A 20,958-nucleotide genomic window follows, 5' to 3' on the forward strand; every position below is an offset into this window, starting at 1 on the left:
TGTCGCCTTTTTTTTTGCCACGCATCACCCTGTAGGAGCGAAGCTTGCTCGCGAAGGACGTGAACGATTACGTGTTTATTCTGATTTGACGCGTCGCACTCAAGTACTTCGCGAGCAAGCTTCGCTCCTACAGGAGGCACGGTGCTCATGTTATGGTGCGCGCCCTCCGTATACATTGTGTAATGCCCCGCATGTTCGAGTCTTCCCGCCCCCTGCGCCTGACGCTGTACATCTTTATTATCCTGGCTGGCGCAGTCCTCGCAGCCACCCTGGCCGTACGTCACGCCGAACGCCAGGCCCTGGTGGAAGACGCTGCCCGCGCGAATCAGCAATTGGGTCTCTATGCCACATCGCTGCACACCCTGATCGAACGTTACCGCGCCCTGCCCGCCGTGCTCGCCCTGGACCCGGAACTGCGTTCGGCACTCAAGGGCCCGCCGAGCCCCGAGCAACAGGACGCTTTGAACCGCAAACTGGAACAGATCAACGGCGCAGCCCAATCCTCGACCCTGGAACTGCTGGATCACACCGGCCTTGCCATCGCGGCCAGCAATTGGCGTTTGCCCAGCAGTTACGTCGGGCACAACTACAGTTTTCGCCCCTATTTCAGCCAGACCCGCACCCAGGGCACCGGGCGCTTTTATGCCGTGGGGGTGACCAGCGGGATTCCCGGTTACTTCCTGTCCAGTGCGGTCACCGATGACGATGGCCGGTTTCTCGGTGCGATGGTGGTGAAGCTCGAGTTTCCGGACCTGGAGCGCGAATGGCGCCAGGGCAGCGACACGCTGCTGGTCAGTGACGCCCGCGGGATCATTTTCATCGCCAACCAGCCGGGCTGGCGTTATCGCCTGTTGCAACCACTGAACGACAGCGATCACGCCGAGCTGAAAGCCACCCGCCAATACGACAAGCAGCCGCTGACCCTGCTGGACTATCAATCCCTGCACCGCTTCGACGACAACAGTGACCTGACCCGGGTCGAAGACCCTGACGGCAAGGCCGATTACCTGTGGGAATCCCTGCCGCTGGCCACCGAAGGCTGGACGCTGCACCTGCTGCGCCGCCCACAAGTGGCCTTTGAAGATGTGCGCAACGCGGCGCTGGCCGCTGCCGGGTTGTGGCTGACGCTGGTGTTCCTGCTGCTGTTCCTCAACCAACGCTGGCGTCTGGCGAAAATGCGCCAGCGCAGCCGCGAAGAACTCGAACAATTAGTCGAAGAACGCACCCGCGACCTGCGCACGGCCCAGGACGGCCTGGTGCAGTCGGCCAAACTCGCCGCCCTCGGCCAGATGTCTGCCGCGCTGGCGCATGAAATCAACCAGCCGCTGACCGCCCAGCGCATGCAGCTTGCGACACTGAGGCTGCTGCTCGATCACGGCCGAGTCGATGAAGCCTACAAAGCGCTCAAACCGGTGGACGACATGCTGACGCGCATGGCCGCCCTCACCGGCCATTTGAAAACCTTCGCCCGCAAAAGCCCCAGCGGCTTGCGCGAACGCCTGGACCTGGCGGCAGTGGTGGACCAATCGCTGCAACTGCTCGACACCCGTCTGCGCGATGAACAGGTAAGCACGGTGCTGCACCTGACGCGGCCGGCCTGGGTGCGGGGCGATGCGATCCGCCTGGAACAGGTGCTGATCAATCTGCTGCGCAACGCCCTCGATGCGATGCGGGACAAACCCTGCAAGCGCCTGGAAATCCGCCTCGAAGCGGACGAACAACTGTGGCGCCTGAGCGTGATCGACAACGGCAGTGGCATCGCCGAGGAAAACCTGGCGAAGGTGTTCGATCCGTTCTTCACCACCAAACCGGTGGGCGATGGCCTGGGCATCGGTCTGGCGGTATCCTTCGCCATCGTGCACGAATCGGGCGGACGCCTGAGCGCCGATAATCATGCCAACGGCGCGGTGTTCACCCTCACCTTGCCGATCGATCCAGAGGCCAACGGCGCATGCTGAACTCAGTGATAGTGGTCGACGATGAAAGCAGCATCCGCGACGCCGTCGAACAATGGCTGAGCCTGTCGGGTTTCGAGGTGCAGCTGTTCAGCCGTGCCGATGAATGCCTGGCGCAGTTGCCGGAACATTTCCCCGGGGTGATCCTCAGCGACGTGCGCATGCCCGGCATGACCGGCCTGGAACTGCTGGCCGAAGTGCAGCGCCGCGATGCCGATCTGCCGGTGATCCTGCTGACCGGCCACGGCGATGTGCCGATGGCGGTCGAGGCGATGCGCGATGGCGCCTACGATTTTCTCGAAAAGCCCTTCAGCCCCGAAACCCTGCTGGGCAGCCTGCGTCGCGCGCTGGACAAGCGCCGGCTGGTCCTGGAAAACCGGGCCCTGCACGAGCAGGCGGACAATCGCGCCAGGCTCGATGCCACGCTGCTGGGCGTGTCCCGGAGCTTGCAAACGCTGCGTCGGCAAGTGCTGGACCTGGCGGCGCTGCCGGTCAATGTGGTGATCCGCGGTGAAACCGGCAGCGGCAAGGAACTGGTTGCCCGTTGCCTGCATGACTTCGGGCCACGAGCAGCCAAGCCATTCGTGGCCTTGAATTGCGCGGCGATCCCCGAGCAGTTGTTCGAGGCCGAGCTGTTCGGTCACGAAAGCGGTGCGTTCACCGGCGCTCAGGGCAAGCGCATCGGCAAGCTCGAATACGCCGATGGCGGCACGTTGTTTCTCGATGAAATCGAAAGCATGCCCTTGGCCCAACAGGTGAAATTGCTGCGGGTGTTGCAGGAGCAGAAGCTCGAGCGGCTGGGTTCCAATCAAAGCATCCGCGTGGATTTGCGGATCATCGCCGCGACCAAACCCGACTTGCTGGACGAAGCGCGGGCCGGACGCTTTCGCGAAGATCTGGCTTACCGCTTGAACGTGGCCGAGTTGCGCTTGCCACCGTTGCGCGATCGTCGCGAAGACATTCCGCTGTTGTTCGAGTCGTTTGCGCACAGCGCCGCCGAGCGTCTGGGGCGCACCTTCCCCCCGTTGAGCGGGCCGCAGTTGAGCCATCTGCTGAGCCACGACTGGCCGGGCAATGTGCGCGAACTGGCGAACGTCGCCGAGCGGCAGGTGCTGGGACTGGACGAGCCGGAACCACCGGGCGTCGATCCCGGGCAGTCGCTGGCGGCACAGCAGGAAGCGTTCGAAGCGCATTGCCTGCGCGCGGCACTGACCCGGCACAAAGGTGATGTGAAAGCGGTGCTCGAAGAACTGCAACTGCCGCGCCGCACCTTCAATGAAAAGATGCAGCGGCATGGGCTGACCCGCGAGATGTTTTTGTAGTGTCTGTACCGGCCCCTTCGCTGGCAAGCCAGCTCCTACAGTTAACCGCGTTCCAGCTAACGACTCGATCACCTCTAGGCGCTGGCTTGCCAGCGAAGAGGCCGGTACAGGCAGAACAAACCCCACCCCCGATAAGCAATTTTCCGCTCACACCTTCTCTGCGATGAGCGGATTTCCGCTCACAAAATCCCGTACCCCCCTCTAAACCGGCCTTCTCCCTATTGGCACAGCTCCTGCTATAGCCCCTGCAGGCTGCGTTTAATCACGCTCCACAACAACAATTAAACGAAGGATCCTTCAATGGATAACTCCAATACCCTGCCCCTTGGTTCGGCTGCCGTGCCGGCCAAAGCAAGAACCACCGCCAGCCGCATCAAGTCGATCTTCAGCGGCTCTGTCGGCAACATGGTCGAATGGTACGATTGGTACGTTTATGCTGCGTTTTCCCTGTACTTCGCCAAGTCTTTTTTCCCCGCCGGCTCCTCTACCGCGCAGCTGATGAACACTGCAGCAATCTTCGCCGTGGGCTTCCTGATGCGCCCGATCGGCGGCTGGCTGATGGGCCTTTACGCCGACAAAGTCGGGCGCAAAGCGGCATTGATGGCCTCGGTGTACCTGATGTGCTTCGGCTCGCTGCTGATCGCCCTGAGCCCCGGCTATGAGACCATCGGCATCGGCGCGCCGATCCTGCTGGTGTTTGCCCGCTTGCTGCAGGGCCTGTCGGTCGGTGGCGAATACGGCACCTCGGCGACTTACCTCAGCGAAATGGCCACCAAGGAACGTCGCGGCTTCTATTCCAGCTTCCAGTACGTGACCCTGATCTCCGGCCAGCTCATCGCGTTGGCGGTGTTGATCGTGCTGCAACAGACCCTGACCACCGAAGAGCTGTACGCCTGGGGCTGGCGCATCCCGTTCGCCATCGGCGCACTCTGCGCCGTCGTCGCGCTCTACCTGCGCCGTGGCATGGAAGAAACCGAGTCGTTCACCAAGAAAGAGAAGGCCAAGGAAAGCGCCATGCGCACCTTGATGCGCCATCCGAAGGAACTGATGACCGTGGTCGGCCTGACCATGGGCGGCACCCTGGCGTTCTACACCTACACCACCTACATGCAGAAATACCTGGTAAACACCGTCGGCATGAGCATCACCGACTCCACCACCATTTCCGCTGCCACGCTGTTCCTGTTCATGTGTTTGCAGCCGATCGTTGGCGGGCTGTCGGATAAAATCGGGCGTCGGCCGATCCTGATCGCGTTCGGCGTGTTGGGCACGCTGTTCACCGTGCCGATCCTGACCACCCTGCACACCATCCAGACCTGGTGGGGCGCGTTCTTCCTGATCATGGCCGCGCTGATCATCGTCAGCGGCTACACCTCGATCAACGCGGTGGTCAAAGCCGAACTGTTCCCGACCGAAATCCGTGCGCTGGGCGTAGGCTTGCCCTATGCGCTGACCGTGTCGATCTTCGGCGGTACCGCTGAATACATCGCGCTGTGGTTCAAGAACATCGGCATGGAAACCGGTTATTACTGGTATGTCACTGCATGCATTGCCGTGTCGCTGCTGGTCTACGTGACCATGAAGGACACCCGCAAGCATTCACGGATCGAGACGGACTGATCCTGATGTAAACAAACTGTCACACAAGCCGGAAGCCGGATTAATCACCGGTTAATGCCCCCCATGGACCCTCCAGGTGTCTGCTTTATAAGCACCTGGAGTGCCCCATGAAAACCAAACTGTTCCTCACCCTGATCCTTGCCGTTCTGGCAGCCAACACCTACGCCGCCGACGGCTACGACAAAACCGGCTCGGCCGCCTTCACCGCCCAGGCCCACACCCCTGCGGAACGCGCCCGGTCGGGCACTTATGCTGCTGATGATTCCGCTGAAACGGGCAAAGCAGAGGCCAGCGACGGATAATGGATGGAGGGTTCACAGCCCGGCTTCGGCCGGGCTTTGTCATGTCTGGAGGAACACAAAACTCCAGGATCAACGCATCCTCGTAGGAGCGAGGCTTGCCCGCGAAGGCGGTATGTCTGGCAATAAATAGTTGGATGAAATGGCCTCTTCGCGGGCAAGCCTCGCTCCTACAGGGGTACGTCGACTGGAAATAACGCGCTCGTCCTTGCACTATGGCCCGATCCGCGAATGAGCCTCCAGGAACCCTCTCCATGCCCGACGACATCCACTTCTACGAACCCGCCAATGGCCATGGCCTGCGCCACGACCCGTTCAATGCGATCGTCGGCCCGCGCCCCATCGGCTGGATTTCTTCACAGGATGCCAACGGCCGCTTGAACCTGGCGCCCTACAGCTTCTTCAATGCCTTCAACTACATCCCGCCGATCATTGGTTTTTCCAGTGTCGGGCGCAAGGACAGCCTGAACAACATCGAACAGACCGGCGAGTTCGCCTGGAACCTGGCGACCCGGCCACTGGCCGAGCAAATGAACCAGAGCTGCGCCATGGTCGCGCCTGAGGTCAATGAATTCGAGCTGTCCGGACTGACGCCAGCCGCCTCGACAATCATTCAGGTGCCACGGGTGGCGGAAAGTCCGGTGTCGTTCGAGTGCAAGGTCACCCAGATCATTCAGTTGCAGCGGGCCGACGGAAACGTGGTGCCCAGCTGGTTGATCCTCGGCGAAGTGGTGGCCGTGCACATCGCCAAATGGTTACTCAAGGACGGGGTGTACGACACCGCCGCGGCAGAACCGATTCTGCGCGGTGGCGGGCCAGCGGATTACTTCCAGCTGGGGCCTGAGGCATTGTTCAAGATGTTCCGCCCGGGGGCGGTCAAGTAATTACCAGATCAGGTCGCCGTCTTCGCTGACGTCCCTGAGACGGGTCAGCTCTTTGGCTGCGGCCTCATCGGCTTCATGGGCAGTTTTGAAGGTCTGTTCTTCAAGCAGTTTGTGAAAGCGCGGTGCACCCGAACCACCGATGGCCTTGGTGGCGATTGCGGCGTGATAACCGCCTTCACGGGGTACTACGGCAGATACGGCTTCGAAGGTTTCAAAGGCTTTGCGTGCCATGTCGCGGATCCTGGCTGAATGGAGAATTGAGCCATTAAACCCTCAACCGGCCATTTTGTGTACCCACGACTGAGACTGCCCCAGCGCCTGGGCGGCCGACACGTCCTTGAAGGTATGAAAGTCCAGGCTGTTGACCACCAGGTCTTGCACCAACTCGGCAAAAATCTGCATGGCCGGGGTGCTGAAGTAAGCGGTCATGGCCTGCTGGTTCATCCAGAAACCGGACACCAGCCACAACTCCGGATCGCACTGCGAATGTTGCAGGGCAAAATTCAGGCAACCCGGTGCGCTGCGGGACGGCTCGATCAAGGCGCTCAGGCGCGCACCGAGTTCCGCCGAACGCCCGGCGCGGGCACGAACAAAAGCCATATGACTGACGGGGATCTGCGTAGACATGTTCAACCCTCCCAGGTAGTCGACCGCAGCCGTGGGACGGGCTGCGACAGGGTCCAAGGTTAAGCGCCCGGGCGCGGCCCCGTTAGTCGATTCCTGCCGGCTTGTTGCACAATCCTGCGCGGCGGCACCTGGCACCTGTAACAACGTGTAAACCCTGTCACCGGGCTGTCATACGACTTTCGAGCAAGTTTTCCGGGCACTGATCGCTAATGGCAGCGCGACCGCCCCAGCCCGTGCAGAATCAGGCAAGCTTTTCGCAGGATGTGTCTACCGCTGTGCCTTGCACAAACATAAGCTCTGCTCATTACCCACGACCCCTGTAGGAGCTGGCTTGCCAGCGAAGAGGCCATCACATTCAACATGAATGTCGCTTGACATGCCGCCTTTGCTGGCAAGCCAGCTCCTACATACCCGAAGAGGATGCCTGCATGTCGTCACTCGATCAGTTTCAGGCTCCGCTGGACGCCGACATGGAAAAGCAGCGCACGGAACTGGCCGCCATCATCCGCCGCAACACCCAGGACGATGGCACGTATGCCACGGCTGTTGGCTCGCTCTTCATGTCTCGCCATAGCAAGTCCCATGAGTTTGCCCCGGTACTGGCGCAACCTGCGCTGTGCATCATGGCGCAGGGCCGTAAAGAGGTCAGGCTGGCCGATGAGTACTTCAATTACGATCCGCTGAATTACCTGGTGGTCTCAGTCTCGATGCCCTTGAGCGGACGAGTGGTGAACGTCACGTCTGAAGAACCGATCCTCGCGGTGCGGCTGGATATTGATCCGGCGGAAATCACTGCGCTGATTGCCGACGCCGGCCCTCTCGGTGTGCCCACCCGGCCCACTGGCCGCGGCCTGTATGTCGAACGGATAGACACGGCAATGCTTGACGCCGTGCTGCGCCTGGCTCGCCTGCTGGACACACCGAAAGACATCGCCATGCTCGCGCCGCTGATTCGCCGGGAAATTCTCTATCGACTGTTGCGCAGCCAGCAGGGCCATCGGCTGTATGAAATTGCCATCGCCAACAGCCAGAGCCATCGCATCAGCCAGGCAATCAAATGGCTCAACGGCAACTATGAGCAACCGCTGCGCATCGATGACCTGGCCAAGGAAGTGAACCTGAGCGTGTCGACGTTGCATCATCGGTTCAAGGCCATGACGGCGATGAGTCCGTTGCAATATCAGAAGCAGTTGCGCTTGCAGGAGGCGCGGCGGTTGATGCTGGCAGAAGGGCTGGAAGCGTCGGCGGCGGGGTATCGCGTGGGGTATGAAAGCCCGTCGCAATTCAGCCGGGAGTACAGCCGGTTGTTCGGGGCGCCGCCGTTACGGGATTTGGCGCGGTTGCGGTTGTCGGTTTGATCCGACAGTTGTGGTGTGGCTGATGGCGCCTTCGCTGGCAAGCCAGCTCCTACAGGTTTCGTCGGTGTTCACACAATTTTGTGACTGCCAATAATCCCTGTAGGAGCTGGCTTGCCAGCGAAGAGGCCCTTACAGTCAACCCATCTCTAAAATCAGGCGCTGAGCACCCGGCAAGCCTCAGCCGGCAAGGTCACCGACACCGGATTGCCAATGCTCAACCCGAACCCCTGGCACGGCGTGCTCAATGCCGTAAACGATACCCCGGAACACTCCACGGTGGTTTCAATCGTCGCGCCGATATCGCGCACGAACGTCACCTTGCCCAGCAAGCGATTGCCTGCCGTTGCCTGGGGCTGCGACAGTTGCAGGTCTTCAGGGCGAATCAGCATCCTGACCTTCTCCCCCACCACGATACTGCTGCAGATCGGCACTTCCAGGGCATCGCCACCTGGCAAACCAATCTTGCCGTTGCCCAGTGCGGTAGCCGGGAAGATGTTGCCCGAGCCGATGAAGTCCGCGACAAATTCGTTGGCCGGATGGCGGTAGATCTCGATCGGCGTCCCCACTTGCTGCACGCGATGTTCGCCCAGCACGACGACGATATCCGCCATGGTCATGGCTTCACGCTGATCGTGGGTCACCATGATCGTGGTGATGTTCAGGCGCTGTTGCAGCTGGCGGATTTCCACCTGCATGGATTCGCGCAGCTTTGCATCCAATGCCGACAACGGTTCGTCGAGCAACAGGATTTTCGGGTGATTGGCAATCGCCCGGGCAATCGCCACGCGCTGGCGTTGGCCGCCGGAGAGTTTCGACACCGGACGGTCGATCATTTCCTGCAGCTGAATCAGTTGCAGCAGCTCCACCACCCGCGCCTGCTGGTCAGCCTTGTCGACCCCGCGCAGTTTCAGCGGATAGGCGATGTTTTCCCCCACGGTCATGTGCGGAAACAGCGCCAGGGATTGGAACACCATGCCGAAATTGCGCTGGTGCGCCGGGGTGTGGCCGATGTCTTCACCGTCCAGGCGGATCTCGCCGCCGCTCAGGGTTTCAAGCCCGGCGATCATGCGCAGCAAGGTGGTTTTGCCACAGCCGGACGGGCCGAGAAAACACACCAGTTTGCCCTCGGGCAAATGCAGGTTCACATCCTTCACCGCGCAGGCCGAGCCATAATGTTTCTCGACGTTTTCCAGAATCAGACCAGACATATCAACCACCTCAAGAAATAAGGTTCTGGCTGGAGGTCGCCGAGCGATGATCAGGCAAGGCAAAAGTCTGCGAAGAAGCGGAGTTGACTTTAGTCAATGAGCATTCTGAGCTGACTTTTAACGCAGCATGATCGAGCGCAGGCACCTCCAGGCAGAAGCTAGAACGAAACGCCGCCTTCACCGACTAGCTTCTCCAACGCCCAGATCAGGACGAAGTCGATCAGCACGATCAGCACGGCAAACGAGAAAACGGTAGGGTCGAGCGAAGACACGGTGCGGCTGTACATCCAGATCGGCACGGTCATGACGTCGATGGTGTAGAGGAAATAGGTCACGGTGAATTCGTTGAACGAGACGATGAACGCCAGCAGCATCCCCGCCAGGATCCCCGACTTCATCAACGGCACCACCACATCGACAATCGCCCGCAGCGGTGAGGCGCCGAGCATCTGCGCGGCTTCTTCGACTTCGCTGCCGATGGAGAGCATCGCGGCGGTGCAGTTCTTCACCACGAAGGGCAACGCCAGGATCACGTGGGCAATCACCAATCGCGAGGTGGTCATCTGGAATGGCAGGCTGTCGAACACCAGCAGCAACGCCAGGCCCAACACCACCATTGGGAACACCAGGGGCAACGACATCAGCTGCAGCGCCACGGCCTTGCCACGGAACTCGCAACGGGTCAGCGCATAAGCGGCCGGCACCGCGACAAGGGTGGCGAAGACCATGGTCAGGCAAGCGACCATCAGGCTGGTGGTCATGGCCTTGCCCAGGCTCAGCACATCGCTGGAGTCCGGCGAGACAAAGGTATGCCAGGCGGCCTTGTACCATTGCAGGCTGTAGCTGCTCGGCGGGAAGTCGAGGTTCGACGCCCCGCTGAACGACATCACGATCATGGTCAGGATCGGCAACACCGCCAGCAGCAGGATGAAGCCCGACAGGATGCCGGCGAACTTGCCGGTCTCGCCGGGCAGCAGCCCATAACGTTTCTTGGTCAGGGTGCTCATTGGGAAGCCTCCAGCATGCGCCGACGACGGCCGGTGATGTATTCGGACAAGGTCATGATCGCGAGCGTGGTGACAATCAACACCACACCGGCAGCGGAGGCGGCAGGCCAGTTCATCAGCGGGGCGATCTGGTCATGCACCATCACTGCCAGCATCGGCACGCGCCGGCCACCGAGCAGCAACGGCACCACGAAGCTGCTGGCGTTGTAGGCGAAGACCAGCGTCGCACCGGTGATGATCCCCGGCATGCTCATCGGCAGCACCACCTGGCGGAACACCTGCAGGCGGCTGGCGCCCAGGGTGGCGGCGGCTTCTTCGTAGGTACGGGCGACGCCGCGCATGGCGCTGGCAATCGGCAGCACCGCCAGCGGGAAGGCCGTCTGCACCAGGCCCATCAGCACGCCGTTCTGGTTGTACAGCAGCATGATCGGGCGCTTGATCAGGCCCAGGCCCATCAGCGCCTGATTGAGCATGCCGCCAGGACCCAGGATCACCAGCCAGCCATAGCTTTGCAGCAGCAGGTTGACCAGCAACGGCAACAGCACCGCCGCGAGAAAGATCCGTCGCACAAAGGGCGAAGTCAGCCGCGACATGGTGTAGGCCACCGGGATCGCCAGCACCACCGCGATCACCGCGCTGATCAGGGCCAGGCGCAGGGTCAGCAGCAAGGATTTGAGGTAATAGGGTTCCAGCAATTGCGCGTAACTCGCCAGGCTGAACCCGGTCCATTCCGCGCCCTTGGTGCCCACGCTCATGCGCAGGACCAGCAGGCTGGCGGCGATCAATACGCCCAGAAACAGCATCGACGGCGAGAGGAAGAACCAGGCGCGGGTCGTCGGCGAAACGCCCCGGTTGGCACGCACTGGCGCCGCGCTTACCGGGTGAGTCAGAGGTTGGTGTTCCATAGCAGTGGTCTCGTCAATGGAAGATCGATGGGACACGGACGCGGGGTGTCAACCCTATCCCCTGTTGTAGGAGCGAGCTTGCTCGCGAAGGACGTAAGGGCGCCGCGTTTATCCAGGCAGCCCTCGTCATCGTTAACGTCCATCGTCGGAACGCCGCCCGGAGCAAGCTCGCTCCTACAGATCAGGAAGAAAAGATTTCCGTGTAGCGGCGAATCCATTGGTCATGCACGGAGGCCAGGAAGGCGTTGTCGTGCATGATCGCCTTCTCGGCAATCTGCTCCGGCGTGAGGATGTACGGGCTCTTGCGCGCTTCGGCGGAGATGATTGCCTTGGCATTGACCGGACCGTTGTAGATGTCCTCGGCCATCTTGCCTTGCACCAGCGGGTCCAGGGAGTGGTTGATGAAGGCGTAGACCAGGTCGGTATCGCCCGGACGATTCTTCGGCATCACCGACAGCATCAGGTCGGTGTAGAAGCCTTCCTTCATGCCGAAGGTGGCGCCCAGACCGTAGGCCGGGTCGCGGATCTGTTTCGGGAAGAACGCCGGCGCGTACAACCCGCCCATGTCCAGGGAACCGGTGCGGAACAGTTCGGCGATCTGGTTCGGGTTTTCACCCAGGGTCACCACGCGATCCTTGAGTTCGGCGAGCTTCTTGAAGCCCGGCTCGATGTTGTGTTCGTCACCACCGGCCAGTTTGGCGGCGATGATGATCAGGTCCATGGCCTCGGTCCAGTTCGGTGGCGGCAGGAAGATGTTCGGCGACAGGTCCGCGTCCCACAGGGCGGCATAGCTCTGCGGCGCTTCCTTCACGGTGCGGGTGCTGTAGACAAGACTGTTGCACCACAGCAGGTAACCGATGCCGTGGCCACTGGCGCCGGTGCGGTATTTCTCCGGCACGTCGACCAGGTTGGGAATGCGGTTGAGGTCGGGTTTTTCCAGCAGCCCGGCGGCGGCCAGGCCTTCGGCGCCAACGCCGGCCAGGGTGATGACGTCGTACTGCGGACGCTCACCGGCAGCCTTGAGTTTGGCGACCATTTCCGAGGTGCTGCCGGTGCGGTCGGCGATGACTTTGCAACCGTACTTGTCTTCGAAGGTCGCTGCGATGTTGCGCAGTGCGGCCAGGCCGGTGTCATCGGACCAGGTCAGCAGGCGCAGGGTCTTGCCCTGGAAGCGCGTATCGCTGGCATTGGCCCGGACGAAGGGCAGGCTCATGGCCGCTGCGGCTACGGACGCCACACCCACGGTTTTGATGAATTGACGTCGGTTCAGATCATGCTCGCCCATGAAGGACTCCCTTTGTTTTTGTAAGTATGAGGTGGGTCGCAACCCTTGCATCCGCGCGGTCGGAGCTGCTTGAAGCCCCCGGTTTCAAAGGGCAGGAGCGGCGCCGACAGCTTCATCCTGAGGTCGTGCAAAACAGCTGACTATCGATAAAAACTCATTGAAGCCATGACGCTGGCGCATGCCTCCCTGTAGGAGCTGGCTTGCCAGCGAAAGCAGCCTCAAGCCTGGCGCCGCCCATGACGACGCCTTCGCCAGCAAGCCGGCTCCTACAGGGGGCCGTCAGAGCGCCCGAATCACGTGTTTGATTTCCTGAAAGGCCTGCAAGCCCCACGGGCCCAATTCACGGCCGATGCTGCTCTGCTTGTAGCCACCCCAGGCGGTCTGCGGGAAGATCACTTGCGGCGCGTTGATCCACACCAGCCCCGCCTGCAAGGCATTGGCGACCCGATCCGCGGCCTCGGTGTCGCGAGTGACGACGCTGGCCACCAGGCCAAACTGGCTGTCATTGGCCAGGGCAATCGCCTCTGCTTCGCTGGCAAAACTGCGCACGCAGATCACCGGGCCAAAAATTTCTTCACACCACAGCGCACTGTCCAGGGGCACATCGGTGAAAATCGTCGGCTGCAAAAAATAGCCGCGCGGCAGGTCCGCCGGACGATTGCCGCCGCACATCAGTTTGGCGCCGGCACTCAGACCGCGATCGATGTGGCCGAGCACACGCTGGTATTGCGCCTGATTGACCAGTGCGCCCATTTCCACGTTCGGGTCGAACGGGTCGGCCACACGAATCGCTTCGGCGCGGGCTTTCAGTTTCGATAGGAACTCATCGGCCAATTCATCGGCGACCAGCACGCGGCTGGTGGCCGAACACATCTGCCCGGCGTTGAAGAAACCGCCGCCACAGGCCACTTCAGCGGCCAGTTCGAGATCGGCATCGGCGAGTACCAGCAGCGAGGATTTACCACCCAGTTCCAGGCTGACGCCCTTCACCGTTTCCGCTGCCCGTTGCATCACTTGCACGCCGACCGCATTACTGCCGGTGAAGGAGATCTTGGCGATTCGCGGATCAGCCGACAGCGGCGCACCGACCGCCAGGCCCGTGCCGCAGACCAGGTTGAACACGCCCTTGGGCAGGCCTGCCCCGGCGATGATCGCCGCCAGTTTCAGCTCCGGCAGCGGGGTCACTTCGGAAGGCTTGAGCACCACGCAGCAGCCGGCGGCCAACGCCGGGGCGAGTTTCCAGGCGGTGGTGACCATCGGGAAATTCCACGGCACGATCAGGCCGACCACACCGCAGGGTTCGCGGCGCAGGCGGGCGCTGAAATCGTCGGTAGGCAACTCGACCGCGCTGTCCTGTTTCCCGTCGAGGCCTTCGGCCAGCCCGGCGTAATACTCGAACGTGGCGATCACGTCATCAACGTCGATGGCCGCTTCGAACAGCGGCTTGCCATTGTTGCTCGACTGCAAGTGCATCAACTGCTCGCGACCGGCCTGCACACCCGCGGCGATCTTGCGCAGGATCGCACCACGCTCGGCGCCGGTGGTGGTCGACCAGTCCTTGAAGGCTTCGGTCGCTGCACTGACGGCTTGATCGACAGCGCGTTCATCGCCGCCATTGACGGTGGTCAACAAGGCTTCGGTCGCGGGGTTGATCACCCGCAAATGTTCGCTGCCGGCCGACCATTGACCATTGATGTAGAGCCCATCGAGCCTGGTAGGAAAACTCATTTCGACACCGCCTGCATCCACTGGGTCTGGTCGATTTCGATCAGCGTCGGGCCTTGGCGATCGGCGGCGGCGCGCAGTGCGCTGCGCAGCTGCTCGACCCCGTTGACGGCTTCGGCGGCACAGCCCAGCGCCTTGGCCACGCCGATGAAGTCCGGGGTATAGATGTCCACGCCGACCGGCTCGATGGCGCGGTTGACCATGTATTTCTTGATCTCTTCGTAGCCCTGGTTATTCCACAGCAGGACAATCACCGGGGTGCGCGCTTCAACGGCGCTGGCCAGTTCCGGCAGGGTGAATTGCAGGCCGCCGTCGCCGATCAGGCACACCACTGGAGGCCGAACACCCTTTTCAGCACTGCCACCGAGCCAGGCGCCAATCGCTGCCGGCAACGCATAGCCGAGGGTGCCGTAACCGGTGGACGAGTTGAACCAGCGACGCGGACGCTCCGGGTTGAACGTCAGGTTGCCGGTGTAGACCGGTTGGGTCGAATCGCCGACAAAAACGGCGGCCGGCAGCTCATGCAGGACGGTTTCCAGGAAGCGCGTCTGCGCCAGGGTCGGCGCGTCCCAGGTGGCGGCGAGTTCTTCGCGCAAGCGTGCAGCACGCACCTGGCCCCAATCGTTGCGGCGCTCGGCCAGCGACTTGTGGGACAGCGCGGTGAGCAAGGCTTGGGCCGCATTGCGCGAGTCCGATACCAGCGCCACGTGCGGCGGATAGTTGCGCACGGTCTGGTCCGGGTCGATGTCCACCCGCAGCAATTTGCCAGGAATCTCGAAACCACCGGCGAAGGTCACGTCGTAGTCGGTCTCGGCCAGTTCGGTGCCGATCGCCAATACCACGTCGGCCTCGGCGACCAACGCGCGAGTGGCAACCAGACTCTGGGTCGAACCGATCAGCAACGGGTGGTTGGATTCGAGCATGCCTTTGGCATTGATGGTCAGGGCCACCGGTGCGTCCAACAGTTCGGCCAGCTCAGTCAACTCGGCGGCCGCATCGATGGCGCCGCCACCGGCGAGAATCAACGGGCGCCTGGCACCGGCGAGCAACTCGGTCATGCGACTGATCGCGCTCGGCGAAGCGCCGGCGCGGTCGATGTTCACTGGCAGGCTGGCAAGCAGGTCATCGGCCTCTTCGACCAGCACGTCCAATGGGATTTCGATGTGCACCGGACGCGGACGACCGGCCTGGAACAGGGCAAAGGCACGGGCCAGCACACCCGGCAACTCGGACGCCGACATCAGGGTGTGGGAAAACGCCGCCACACCGCCGACCAGGGCGCTCTGGTTCGGCAGCTCGTGGAGCTTGCCGCGACCGCCGCCCAACTGGTTGCGGGTTTGCACGCTGGAGATCACCAGCATCGGGATCGAATCGGCGTAGGCCTGGCCCATGGCGGTGGTGATGTTGGTCATGCCCGGGCCGGTGATGATAAAGCACACGCCAGGCTTGCCACTGGTGCGCGCATAGCCGTCAGCCATGAAACCGGCGCCCTGTTCGTGACGCGGCGTGACGTGGTTGATGCTCGAACAGGCCAGTCCGCGGTACAGCTCCACGGTGTGGACCCCGGGGATGCCGAACACCTGCTCCACACCGTAATCTTCGAGTAACTTGACCAATACTTCGCCGCACGTCGCCATGTCATTGCCCTTCTTGTTCGTTTGAGACGCCGGGCCTGCGCTGTGTTTATGATGAGTCGGCAGGTCCAGGGATGGCCTCATTGGAACGGGCGACACCTACCCTCAACAATGGATAAAAAGTCATACTAGCCATGACCTCACGTCATACCTTGGATCCCAATGAAACGATTGCCTCCCCTGCCGGCGCTGCACACTTTTCTGATCACCGCGCAGTGCTGCAACTTCACCCGGGCCGCCGAGCAGCTGTACATCACCCAAGGCGCGGTGAGTCGGCAGATCGCCGGGCTGGAAGATCATCTGGGATATGAACTGTTCATTCGCCAGGCCCGGGGCTTGGACCTGACCGCCGAAGGACGGGAGTGGCTGCCACGGGTCCAGCAGATTTTCGGCTTGATCGACGACGCGGTGGAGCAGATCGGCGAGAAGCGCGAAACCCTGCAACTCAAGGCGCCGACCTGTGTCATGCGCTGGTTGTTGCCGCGGCTGTTGCAGTGGCAACGGGAACGTCCGGATGTGCCGGTAGAGCTGACTACAACGGTGAAGCATGGGGTGGATTTTCAGCGCGAGCAGTTTGATGCGGCGGTGATGTATGGCGCACCGCCCGACAGTGCATTGGTGGCCCATCATTTGTTCGATGAACAACTGACGCCAGTTTGCTCCAGACCCCTGCTCGAAGGTCCGGTACCACTCTTCACTCCGGCTGATCTGGAGCGACACCTGTTACTGCATCCGACCAGCGATGAGCGGGACTGGAAAGCCTGGCTCAAAACTGCCGACGTTCACTTGAGCAACGTCGGCAAGGGGCAGCATTTCGAAACACTGGATCTGGCCATGTCGATGGCCTCCCAGGGTACAGGGGTCGCGATCGGCGACTGGTCGTTGATCGGCGATGACTTGCGGGCGGGCCGGTTGGTAATGCCCTTTGAACTGAAAGTACGCACGGGGTTGGCGTATTACATTGTTCACCCTGAACGTCCCGTCCCGAGTGGTCCATTGACCGAGTTGCTCGATTGGCTGCAGGCTCAGGCGCGGGCCATGTCCTAGGCCTGGCAGGCACTCATCGCCAGGAAATGGACCCAAGGAAATTCACTGTCGCTGTGTAGCGCCCGGCCATCGCCTGAATCGATGGTACATCGACTATCAATGACGGCGGATTCGCTTGTAAAAACTGTTCATACGCAGCCAGTATTTTCTGTGCCTCCCGCCCCCAGTTTGCAATGACTTGATCTAGGGTTTTGATGGCTTCGAGTTTCTGCAGTTGACTGGCTGCATCCTGGAGCTGGGAGTCGGTATCCGTCAGCTCTTTTTGCAGCTTGTCCAGCCGGCTCCGAACACCGTCTCGTGCCTGCGTCAGGTTTGAGTAACAGCGCCCATTTTCAATCCCTTCCAGATTGCCATTGAGGCGGGCAAGCACCTGTTCAAGAAATTCACGATCCGGCGCTGGAGTAGTCACCACCTTGATGGCCGACTCGATGTCCTTTGCACTGGGAATCAGTTTTTTAGAAAGCCCCCGCCATCCCGGTGCCTGAAGCTTTTCAATCTGGGCATCAATGACGCGCTTTTCCTCCTGAAGTTTTGCCCGGTCGTCCCGTAGTCCCGCTATTTGTTGCTCCAGACCAGCGCGGCGACCCACCTGGATACGTAAAAGTTCGGCACCCTCCTCGGCGAAACCGATGGCACCAAGTTCGTTTAACGCCTGTCGCAAATACCCCGCGGCCGTTTCTACCGGCCCCCGTGCGCCTTCCACACGACCCGCGCAATACTTCACAAGCTCGATACTCTTCTCTTCACGCAGACTGGCCGCTGCGATCGGCAGAGTCTGGATCTCTTCGAGACGCGCCAGGGTACTGTTGAACCCGACGTTGTTCAGCGATGCAATGGTTCGCTTCAAATGGTCGCCGAGGCTTCGATCATAGGTATTAAGCTGATCGCGCGCATACAACGCCTTGCCTTGTATGGCAGGCAGAAAGGCAAACGTCTGATCGGCCACCAAGGTATTGAAATGAGTCTGACTGGCTTTCATGGCCTGTCTGTCGGGGGTCGTATAACCCTGTGCATCGTTAATAGTATTGTTCATCATGAACACCTCCATCCTTGAAATATCAAATAGAAAACTCAACCAACCGTTTCATTGAAAACCCTGGACAAGTTATTGGCGTGCCCTCGAATAACGTCCCAAGGCTCAACCACTGCCTGCAAGTCCAGAACCAGCAGATTCAAATCCAATGCGTTATTGGCTGTAGCCAATCGGTCCGCGGACTCCACGACATTGAGCCAAATAATCGCCCACACATCTTCCAGATTTTTCGCACCTTCTTCTGCATCTATCATCAGCGCTTTCATATTAGTCAAGCGTCCAGCCAAATCACTTAACAATAATGAACTGTTTGCACCGACCATTTCTTTCAACAGTTCGGATCGGTCTTGGATCAACGCGTTTTTCTGGCTCCTGACAGTTTCCGCCTGGGAGCCGAATATGCCTCCGGTAATGGCAACGCCGAGGGGGCCGAACACCAGGCCGGCAAAGGCGTAACCGACCAGGCTGTCATACTCTGAGATCTTCTCGGCGATTCGTACATCCAACTCTTTAATCCGAGCCTTGATGTCATTTATCTTCGCGGGCACCTCGACACCCGCCCTCTCAACATAGGATAACTTGGTATTCACTGTTGGCAGGAGATCTTCTGTAATTTTGCGGGAAAATTCGACTGCCAGATCCTTGACTGCCTCGATGTAATAACAAAAGTTTTCGATATCCTTTTTCATCCAGTTGAAATATTTGTCCAGCTTGTGTACTTTTTCAATGTCTGAGTCACCCAGCGGGATATGTTTCAGTTTTTCAAGCTCCGACTCTGACAAGGTATCGATCGTACCGCTTAAATTCTGATAACCGTCAAATTTTTCCAAATGACTGATCACCTGCCGCCCCGTGTTGATGAAGCCTTTGGCGAAAAGATCCAGCCGCGCGCCAAGATCCTTGGTATCGCGCTCCAGTGTCGCCCAGGAAAGTGCGTGCTCACGAATTCTCTGGTTCAACTGCTGAAAATCAGCAGGCTCAAGCCCGGCCACACCGATCCTCGTGTATCCAAGCTGCTGCTCGATTGCGCTCAGGTCGACCGATTCTTTCAAACTTGCCTGGACATAGCGTTTGATGGCGTCAAGATTGGCCCTTTTCACAATAAAAGTTCCATCTTTGTAATCTGGCGCATCAGTTCCCGCCATCACACCAAAATATTGAACGGGCACGTATTTTGCTGCTTCTGTGAGCGTGTTCAATCCATGCAACTGTGTCACCGCCACCAATGCAGTACGTGTCAACTTGCTTTCCTGTTCCTGATCCTGTTTCATATTGGCACTCCTTACAGCTTCAACCATTTTAATTAAAATCGATAAGCCACATTACCGGACGCTCATCCATTAACCACTAACAGTGGCGAAACCGACAATATCTTTTTACAACACCCCCTATCAACTTCATCGCAACGACACGCATCGTAGGAAATCAAACCCATGACACTGTGATTTTTCACTTAACAAAAAAGAAAAACTAACGAATTGAATAAAAATATAAAAAACACCTGACTGACACACTCTTATTACAAATAAAAATGTACACACCAACGGATTGCTTTCGCTGGCAATCCAGCCCCTACAGGGGATCAGCGTTTACAGGTGGGTATCAGCGTTCTGAATATCGGGTTACGTGCGCAGGCCACATCACTGGCATCTCACCGGCGCTGACCTATGCTCAAAGTAATACCCAAGGGTATTTGTGCAGAGGTCAACGCCATGAACATCAAAACAAGAAGGTACCTCGCGATTTTCATCACCTGCGCGGCCACGTTTGCGCTGTATGGCACGGCGGCCTGGCGCGTCGAGCAGTTGCGCCAACTGCCCCGTGAAGCCGCGAGCTGCAACTTCGAGCGCTGCATGCCCCACAACGCGACCCTCAACGCCCTCCGCTGACGAAGGGGATCAGGTCTCGTTGCCCTGATCGGCCTTCAAGCGGTCGCGAAAAGCCTTGGGCGAAATTCCCACCCGGCGGCGGAACAGGCGCGTGAAGTTGGTCGGATCGGAAAACCCCAACAACTCGGACATTTCATAAATGGTCATGCTGGTGTAGGTCAGCAAGCGCTTGGCCTCCAGCAACTGACGTTCATGCATGATCTGCAACGCCGGTTGCCCCGCCAGCTCACGGCACGTGCCGTTGAGGTGGGACACGGAAATCCCCAGGCGATGCGCCAGGTCCTCGACCTTGACATGCTGGCGATAGGTTTCTTCCACCAGTTGAATAAAACCGTTGAGGTATTCCCGTGCTCGCTGTGGACGCTGGCTGGCGGCGCGGCGCTGAAGCACCTGGCGGCTGACCCACACCATGATCACGCTGACCAATGAATGCATGAGCATTTCCCGCGCCGGTTGATGGCCTGTGTACTCGTTTTGCAGGGCGAAAAACAGGCTATTGAGGTATTCGCCGTCCTTGCCCGCCGGATAACTTTCCGCCTGGGCCAAGGCGTTCACCCCGTTGCCCAGTTGCGCCTGCAGATGGGCGACCAGCGGCGCGGCGAGGGTCACGACAAACCCTTCGACGTCCTCGGAAAAGCGAAAGCCGTGTACTGACAACGGTGGCAGGATCTGGATCGCCGGCTCGGGCAGTTGCGTGCGCTTGCCTTCGATTTCAAGCTCTGCCTGACCTTTGAATACGAAGAGCAACTGGCATAAATCGGCGTGGCGATGGGGTTTGATTTCCCATTGGTGTTCGCGGCTGCGTTTGGAAATGGTTTCACAGTGCAGCAAGTCCGGGGTCGGCCAGTCCAGGCTTTCACCGTAGAGCTTGAACACTGGAATCGAAGGCAGGTCAGGCTTGTTCATCACTTCAATCCAGGCCTCAGGGGTGGCGGGCGATAATCGCACCGATTGGCAGAATGTTCGGGCTCAGTTTTCACCTTCAATTGACAGACCCGCAAGCGAAAAATGCAAGCACTCGATCCATAAAAAGTATCAGCGCATCGCCGAATCGGCACTCGAGTAGTGTGTCGATTCTGAAGCGGCCCGAAAAACCATCGCAGAAAATGCCGTCGGACTTCCGTACGAGGCTATCGAATAGCCTACTACCGACTTACACT

Annotated in this window: 19 protein-coding genes; 8 read left to right on the forward strand and 11 right to left on the reverse strand. The window is 59.9% G+C overall.

Annotation, left to right across the window (positions count from 1 at the left end; all coding sequences use genetic code 11):
• The first annotated feature begins 191 nt into the window (after nt 1–191).
• The 5 genes from F8N96_RS13175 to F8N96_RS13195 all read left to right on the forward strand — a co-directional run bounded on the left by F8N96_RS13175 (nt 192) and on the right by F8N96_RS13195 (nt 6,080).
• Nucleotides 192–1,958, forward strand: a complete 1,767-nt coding sequence (locus F8N96_RS13175) for an ATP-binding protein (RefSeq protein ID WP_150798168.1) — start codon at nt 192–194, stop codon at nt 1,956–1,958.
• Nucleotides 1,952–3,277 (forward strand): sigma-54-dependent transcriptional regulator, encoded by a 1,326-nt coding sequence (locus tag F8N96_RS13180; protein ID WP_150798169.1) that lies wholly within the window; start codon nt 1,952–1,954, stop codon nt 3,275–3,277. The genes F8N96_RS13175 and F8N96_RS13180 overlap by 7 nt, the downstream gene beginning before the upstream one ends.
• Before the next feature lie 300 nt (nt 3,278–3,577).
• Nucleotides 3,578–4,897 carry an MFS transporter gene (locus F8N96_RS13185; RefSeq protein WP_150763707.1) on the forward strand — a complete coding sequence of 440 codons (1,320 nt, stop codon included), beginning with the start codon at nt 3,578–3,580 and terminating at the stop codon, nt 4,895–4,897.
• 107 nt (nt 4,898–5,004) lie between these two features.
• A complete protein-coding gene (locus F8N96_RS13190) occupies nt 5,005–5,199 on the forward strand; it encodes a hypothetical protein (protein WP_150798170.1) in 195 nt (64 codons plus the stop codon).
• A gap of 251 nt (nt 5,200–5,450) precedes the next feature.
• Complete coding sequence (locus F8N96_RS13195; protein WP_150763709.1) at nt 5,451–6,080, forward strand: flavin reductase family protein; 630 nt, start codon at nt 5,451–5,453, stop codon at nt 6,078–6,080.
• Here F8N96_RS13195 and F8N96_RS13200 read toward each other — a convergent pair whose 3' ends face one another.
• Together F8N96_RS13200 and F8N96_RS13205 are read right to left on the reverse strand one after the other, a co-directional pair.
• Nucleotides 6,081–6,311, reverse strand: coding sequence for a hypothetical protein (locus tag F8N96_RS13200; protein WP_008156042.1), 231 nt, complete (start codon nt 6,309–6,311; stop codon nt 6,081–6,083).
• 42 nt (nt 6,312–6,353) lie between these two features.
• Nucleotides 6,354–6,707, reverse strand: coding sequence for a putative quinol monooxygenase (locus F8N96_RS13205; RefSeq protein ID WP_123368238.1), 354 nt, complete (start codon nt 6,705–6,707; stop codon nt 6,354–6,356).
• Nucleotides 6,708–7,135: 428 nt separating this feature from the next.
• Here F8N96_RS13205 and F8N96_RS13215 point away from each other — a divergent pair, with 428 nt between their 5' ends.
• Nucleotides 7,136–8,065, forward strand: a complete 930-nt coding sequence (locus F8N96_RS13215; protein WP_150798171.1) for an AraC family transcriptional regulator — start codon at nt 7,136–7,138, stop codon at nt 8,063–8,065.
• Between the two features lie 152 nt (nt 8,066–8,217).
• On the opposite strand, the gene F8N96_RS13220 is transcribed toward F8N96_RS13215, so the two are convergent.
• The 6 genes from F8N96_RS13220 to F8N96_RS13245 all read right to left on the reverse strand — a co-directional run bounded on the left by F8N96_RS13220 (nt 8,218) and on the right by F8N96_RS13245 (nt 15,832).
• Nucleotides 8,218–9,273: an ABC transporter ATP-binding protein gene (locus F8N96_RS13220; RefSeq protein WP_150798172.1), complete on the reverse strand. Its 1,056-nt coding sequence runs from the start codon at nt 9,271–9,273 to the stop codon at nt 8,218–8,220.
• 158 nt (nt 9,274–9,431) lie between these two features.
• The gene (locus F8N96_RS13225; RefSeq protein WP_150798173.1) at nt 9,432–10,280 is read right to left on the reverse strand and encodes an ABC transporter permease; all 849 of its coding nucleotides are present in this window, start codon (nt 10,278–10,280) and stop codon (nt 9,432–9,434) included.
• Nucleotides 10,277–11,185, reverse strand: a complete 909-nt coding sequence (locus tag F8N96_RS13230; protein ID WP_150798174.1) for an ABC transporter permease — start codon at nt 11,183–11,185, stop codon at nt 10,277–10,279. Before F8N96_RS13230 ends, F8N96_RS13225 begins: the two co-directional genes overlap by 4 nt.
• A 181-nt stretch (nt 11,186–11,366) precedes the next feature.
• Nucleotides 11,367–12,470 (reverse strand): ABC transporter substrate-binding protein, encoded by a 1,104-nt coding sequence (locus F8N96_RS13235; protein WP_150798175.1) that lies wholly within the window; start codon nt 12,468–12,470, stop codon nt 11,367–11,369.
• A 279-nt stretch (nt 12,471–12,749) separates the two neighbouring features.
• On the reverse strand, nt 12,750–14,198 hold the full coding sequence (locus F8N96_RS13240) for an aldehyde dehydrogenase family protein (protein WP_150798176.1): 1,449 nt from the start codon (nt 14,196–14,198) through the stop codon (nt 12,750–12,752).
• A complete protein-coding gene (locus F8N96_RS13245; protein WP_150798177.1) occupies nt 14,195–15,832 on the reverse strand; it encodes a 5-guanidino-2-oxopentanoate decarboxylase in 1,638 nt (545 codons plus the stop codon). The genes F8N96_RS13240 and F8N96_RS13245 overlap by 4 nt, the downstream gene beginning before the upstream one ends.
• Nucleotides 15,833–15,991: 159 nt before the next feature.
• Here F8N96_RS13245 and F8N96_RS13250 point away from each other — a divergent pair, with 159 nt between their 5' ends.
• Nucleotides 15,992–16,876, forward strand: coding sequence for a LysR substrate-binding domain-containing protein (locus F8N96_RS13250; protein WP_150798178.1), 885 nt, complete (start codon nt 15,992–15,994; stop codon nt 16,874–16,876).
• Nucleotides 16,877–16,889: 13 nt separating this feature from the next.
• On the opposite strand, the gene F8N96_RS13255 is transcribed toward F8N96_RS13250, so the two are convergent.
• Together F8N96_RS13255 and F8N96_RS13260 are read right to left on the reverse strand one after the other, a co-directional pair.
• Nucleotides 16,890–17,912 (reverse strand): alpha-xenorhabdolysin family binary toxin subunit B, encoded by a 1,023-nt coding sequence (locus F8N96_RS13255; RefSeq protein WP_191635347.1) that lies wholly within the window; start codon nt 17,910–17,912, stop codon nt 16,890–16,892.
• A 35-nt stretch (nt 17,913–17,947) separates the two neighbouring features.
• The gene (locus F8N96_RS13260; RefSeq protein WP_191635348.1) at nt 17,948–19,180 is read right to left on the reverse strand and encodes an alpha-xenorhabdolysin family binary toxin subunit A; all 1,233 of its coding nucleotides are present in this window, start codon (nt 19,178–19,180) and stop codon (nt 17,948–17,950) included.
• Nucleotides 19,181–19,621: 441 nt separating this feature from the next.
• On the opposite strand from F8N96_RS13260, the gene F8N96_RS35050 reads away from it, so the two are divergent.
• Nucleotides 19,622–19,798, forward strand: coding sequence for a hypothetical protein (locus F8N96_RS35050; RefSeq protein WP_191630662.1), 177 nt, complete (start codon nt 19,622–19,624; stop codon nt 19,796–19,798).
• Nucleotides 19,799–19,807: 9 nt separating this feature from the next.
• Here the strand turns inward: F8N96_RS35050 and F8N96_RS13265 are convergent, their stop codons facing one another.
• Entirely contained in the window at nt 19,808–20,704 is an 897-nt protein-coding gene (locus F8N96_RS13265) for a helix-turn-helix domain-containing protein (protein ID WP_150798181.1), read from the reverse strand.
• Nucleotides 20,705–20,958: the final 254 nt, after the last annotated feature.

Source organism: Pseudomonas fluorescens (assembly GCF_902497855.1).
Taxonomy (GTDB): Bacteria; Pseudomonadota; Gammaproteobacteria; order Pseudomonadales; family Pseudomonadaceae; genus Aquipseudomonas; species Aquipseudomonas fluorescens_BI.

Bases quoted from the DNA above. Each gene is read 5' to 3' on its own strand.
- F8N96_RS13260 (WP_191635348.1), bottom strand. From the start codon at position 19,180: ATGAAACAGGATCAGGAACAGGAAAGCAAGTTGACACGTACTGCATTG.
- F8N96_RS13205 (WP_123368238.1), bottom strand. From the start codon at position 6,707: ATGTCTACGCAGATCCCCGTCAGTCATATGGCTTTTGTTCGTGCCCGC.
- F8N96_RS13235 (WP_150798175.1), bottom strand. From the start codon at position 12,470: ATGGGCGAGCATGATCTGAACCGACGTCAATTCATCAAAACCGTGGGT.
- F8N96_RS13195 (WP_150763709.1), top strand. From the start codon at position 5,451: ATGCCCGACGACATCCACTTCTACGAACCCGCCAATGGCCATGGCCTG.
- F8N96_RS13225 (WP_150798173.1), bottom strand. From the start codon at position 10,280: ATGAGCACCCTGACCAAGAAACGTTATGGGCTGCTGCCCGGCGAGACC.
- F8N96_RS13215 (WP_150798171.1), top strand. From the start codon at position 7,136: ATGTCGTCACTCGATCAGTTTCAGGCTCCGCTGGACGCCGACATGGAA.
- F8N96_RS13265 (WP_150798181.1), bottom strand. From the start codon at position 20,704: ATGAACAAGCCTGACCTGCCTTCGATTCCAGTGTTCAAGCTCTACGGT.
- F8N96_RS13240 (WP_150798176.1), bottom strand. From the start codon at position 14,198: ATGAGTTTTCCTACCAGGCTCGATGGGCTCTACATCAATGGTCAATGG.
- F8N96_RS13180 (WP_150798169.1), top strand. From the start codon at position 1,952: ATGCTGAACTCAGTGATAGTGGTCGACGATGAAAGCAGCATCCGCGAC.
- F8N96_RS35050 (WP_191630662.1), top strand. From the start codon at position 19,622: ATGAACATCAAAACAAGAAGGTACCTCGCGATTTTCATCACCTGCGCG.
- F8N96_RS13175 (WP_150798168.1), top strand. From the start codon at position 192: ATGTTCGAGTCTTCCCGCCCCCTGCGCCTGACGCTGTACATCTTTATT.
- F8N96_RS13185 (WP_150763707.1), top strand. From the start codon at position 3,578: ATGGATAACTCCAATACCCTGCCCCTTGGTTCGGCTGCCGTGCCGGCC.
- F8N96_RS13245 (WP_150798177.1), bottom strand. From the start codon at position 15,832: ATGGCGACGTGCGGCGAAGTATTGGTCAAGTTACTCGAAGATTACGGT.
- F8N96_RS13255 (WP_191635347.1), bottom strand. From the start codon at position 17,912: ATGATGAACAATACTATTAACGATGCACAGGGTTATACGACCCCCGAC.
- F8N96_RS13230 (WP_150798174.1), bottom strand. From the start codon at position 11,185: ATGGAACACCAACCTCTGACTCACCCGGTAAGCGCGGCGCCAGTGCGT.
- F8N96_RS13250 (WP_150798178.1), top strand. From the start codon at position 15,992: ATGAAACGATTGCCTCCCCTGCCGGCGCTGCACACTTTTCTGATCACC.
- F8N96_RS13190 (WP_150798170.1), top strand. From the start codon at position 5,005: ATGAAAACCAAACTGTTCCTCACCCTGATCCTTGCCGTTCTGGCAGCC.
- F8N96_RS13200 (WP_008156042.1), bottom strand. From the start codon at position 6,311: ATGGCACGCAAAGCCTTTGAAACCTTCGAAGCCGTATCTGCCGTAGTA.
- F8N96_RS13220 (WP_150798172.1), bottom strand. From the start codon at position 9,273: ATGTCTGGTCTGATTCTGGAAAACGTCGAGAAACATTATGGCTCGGCC.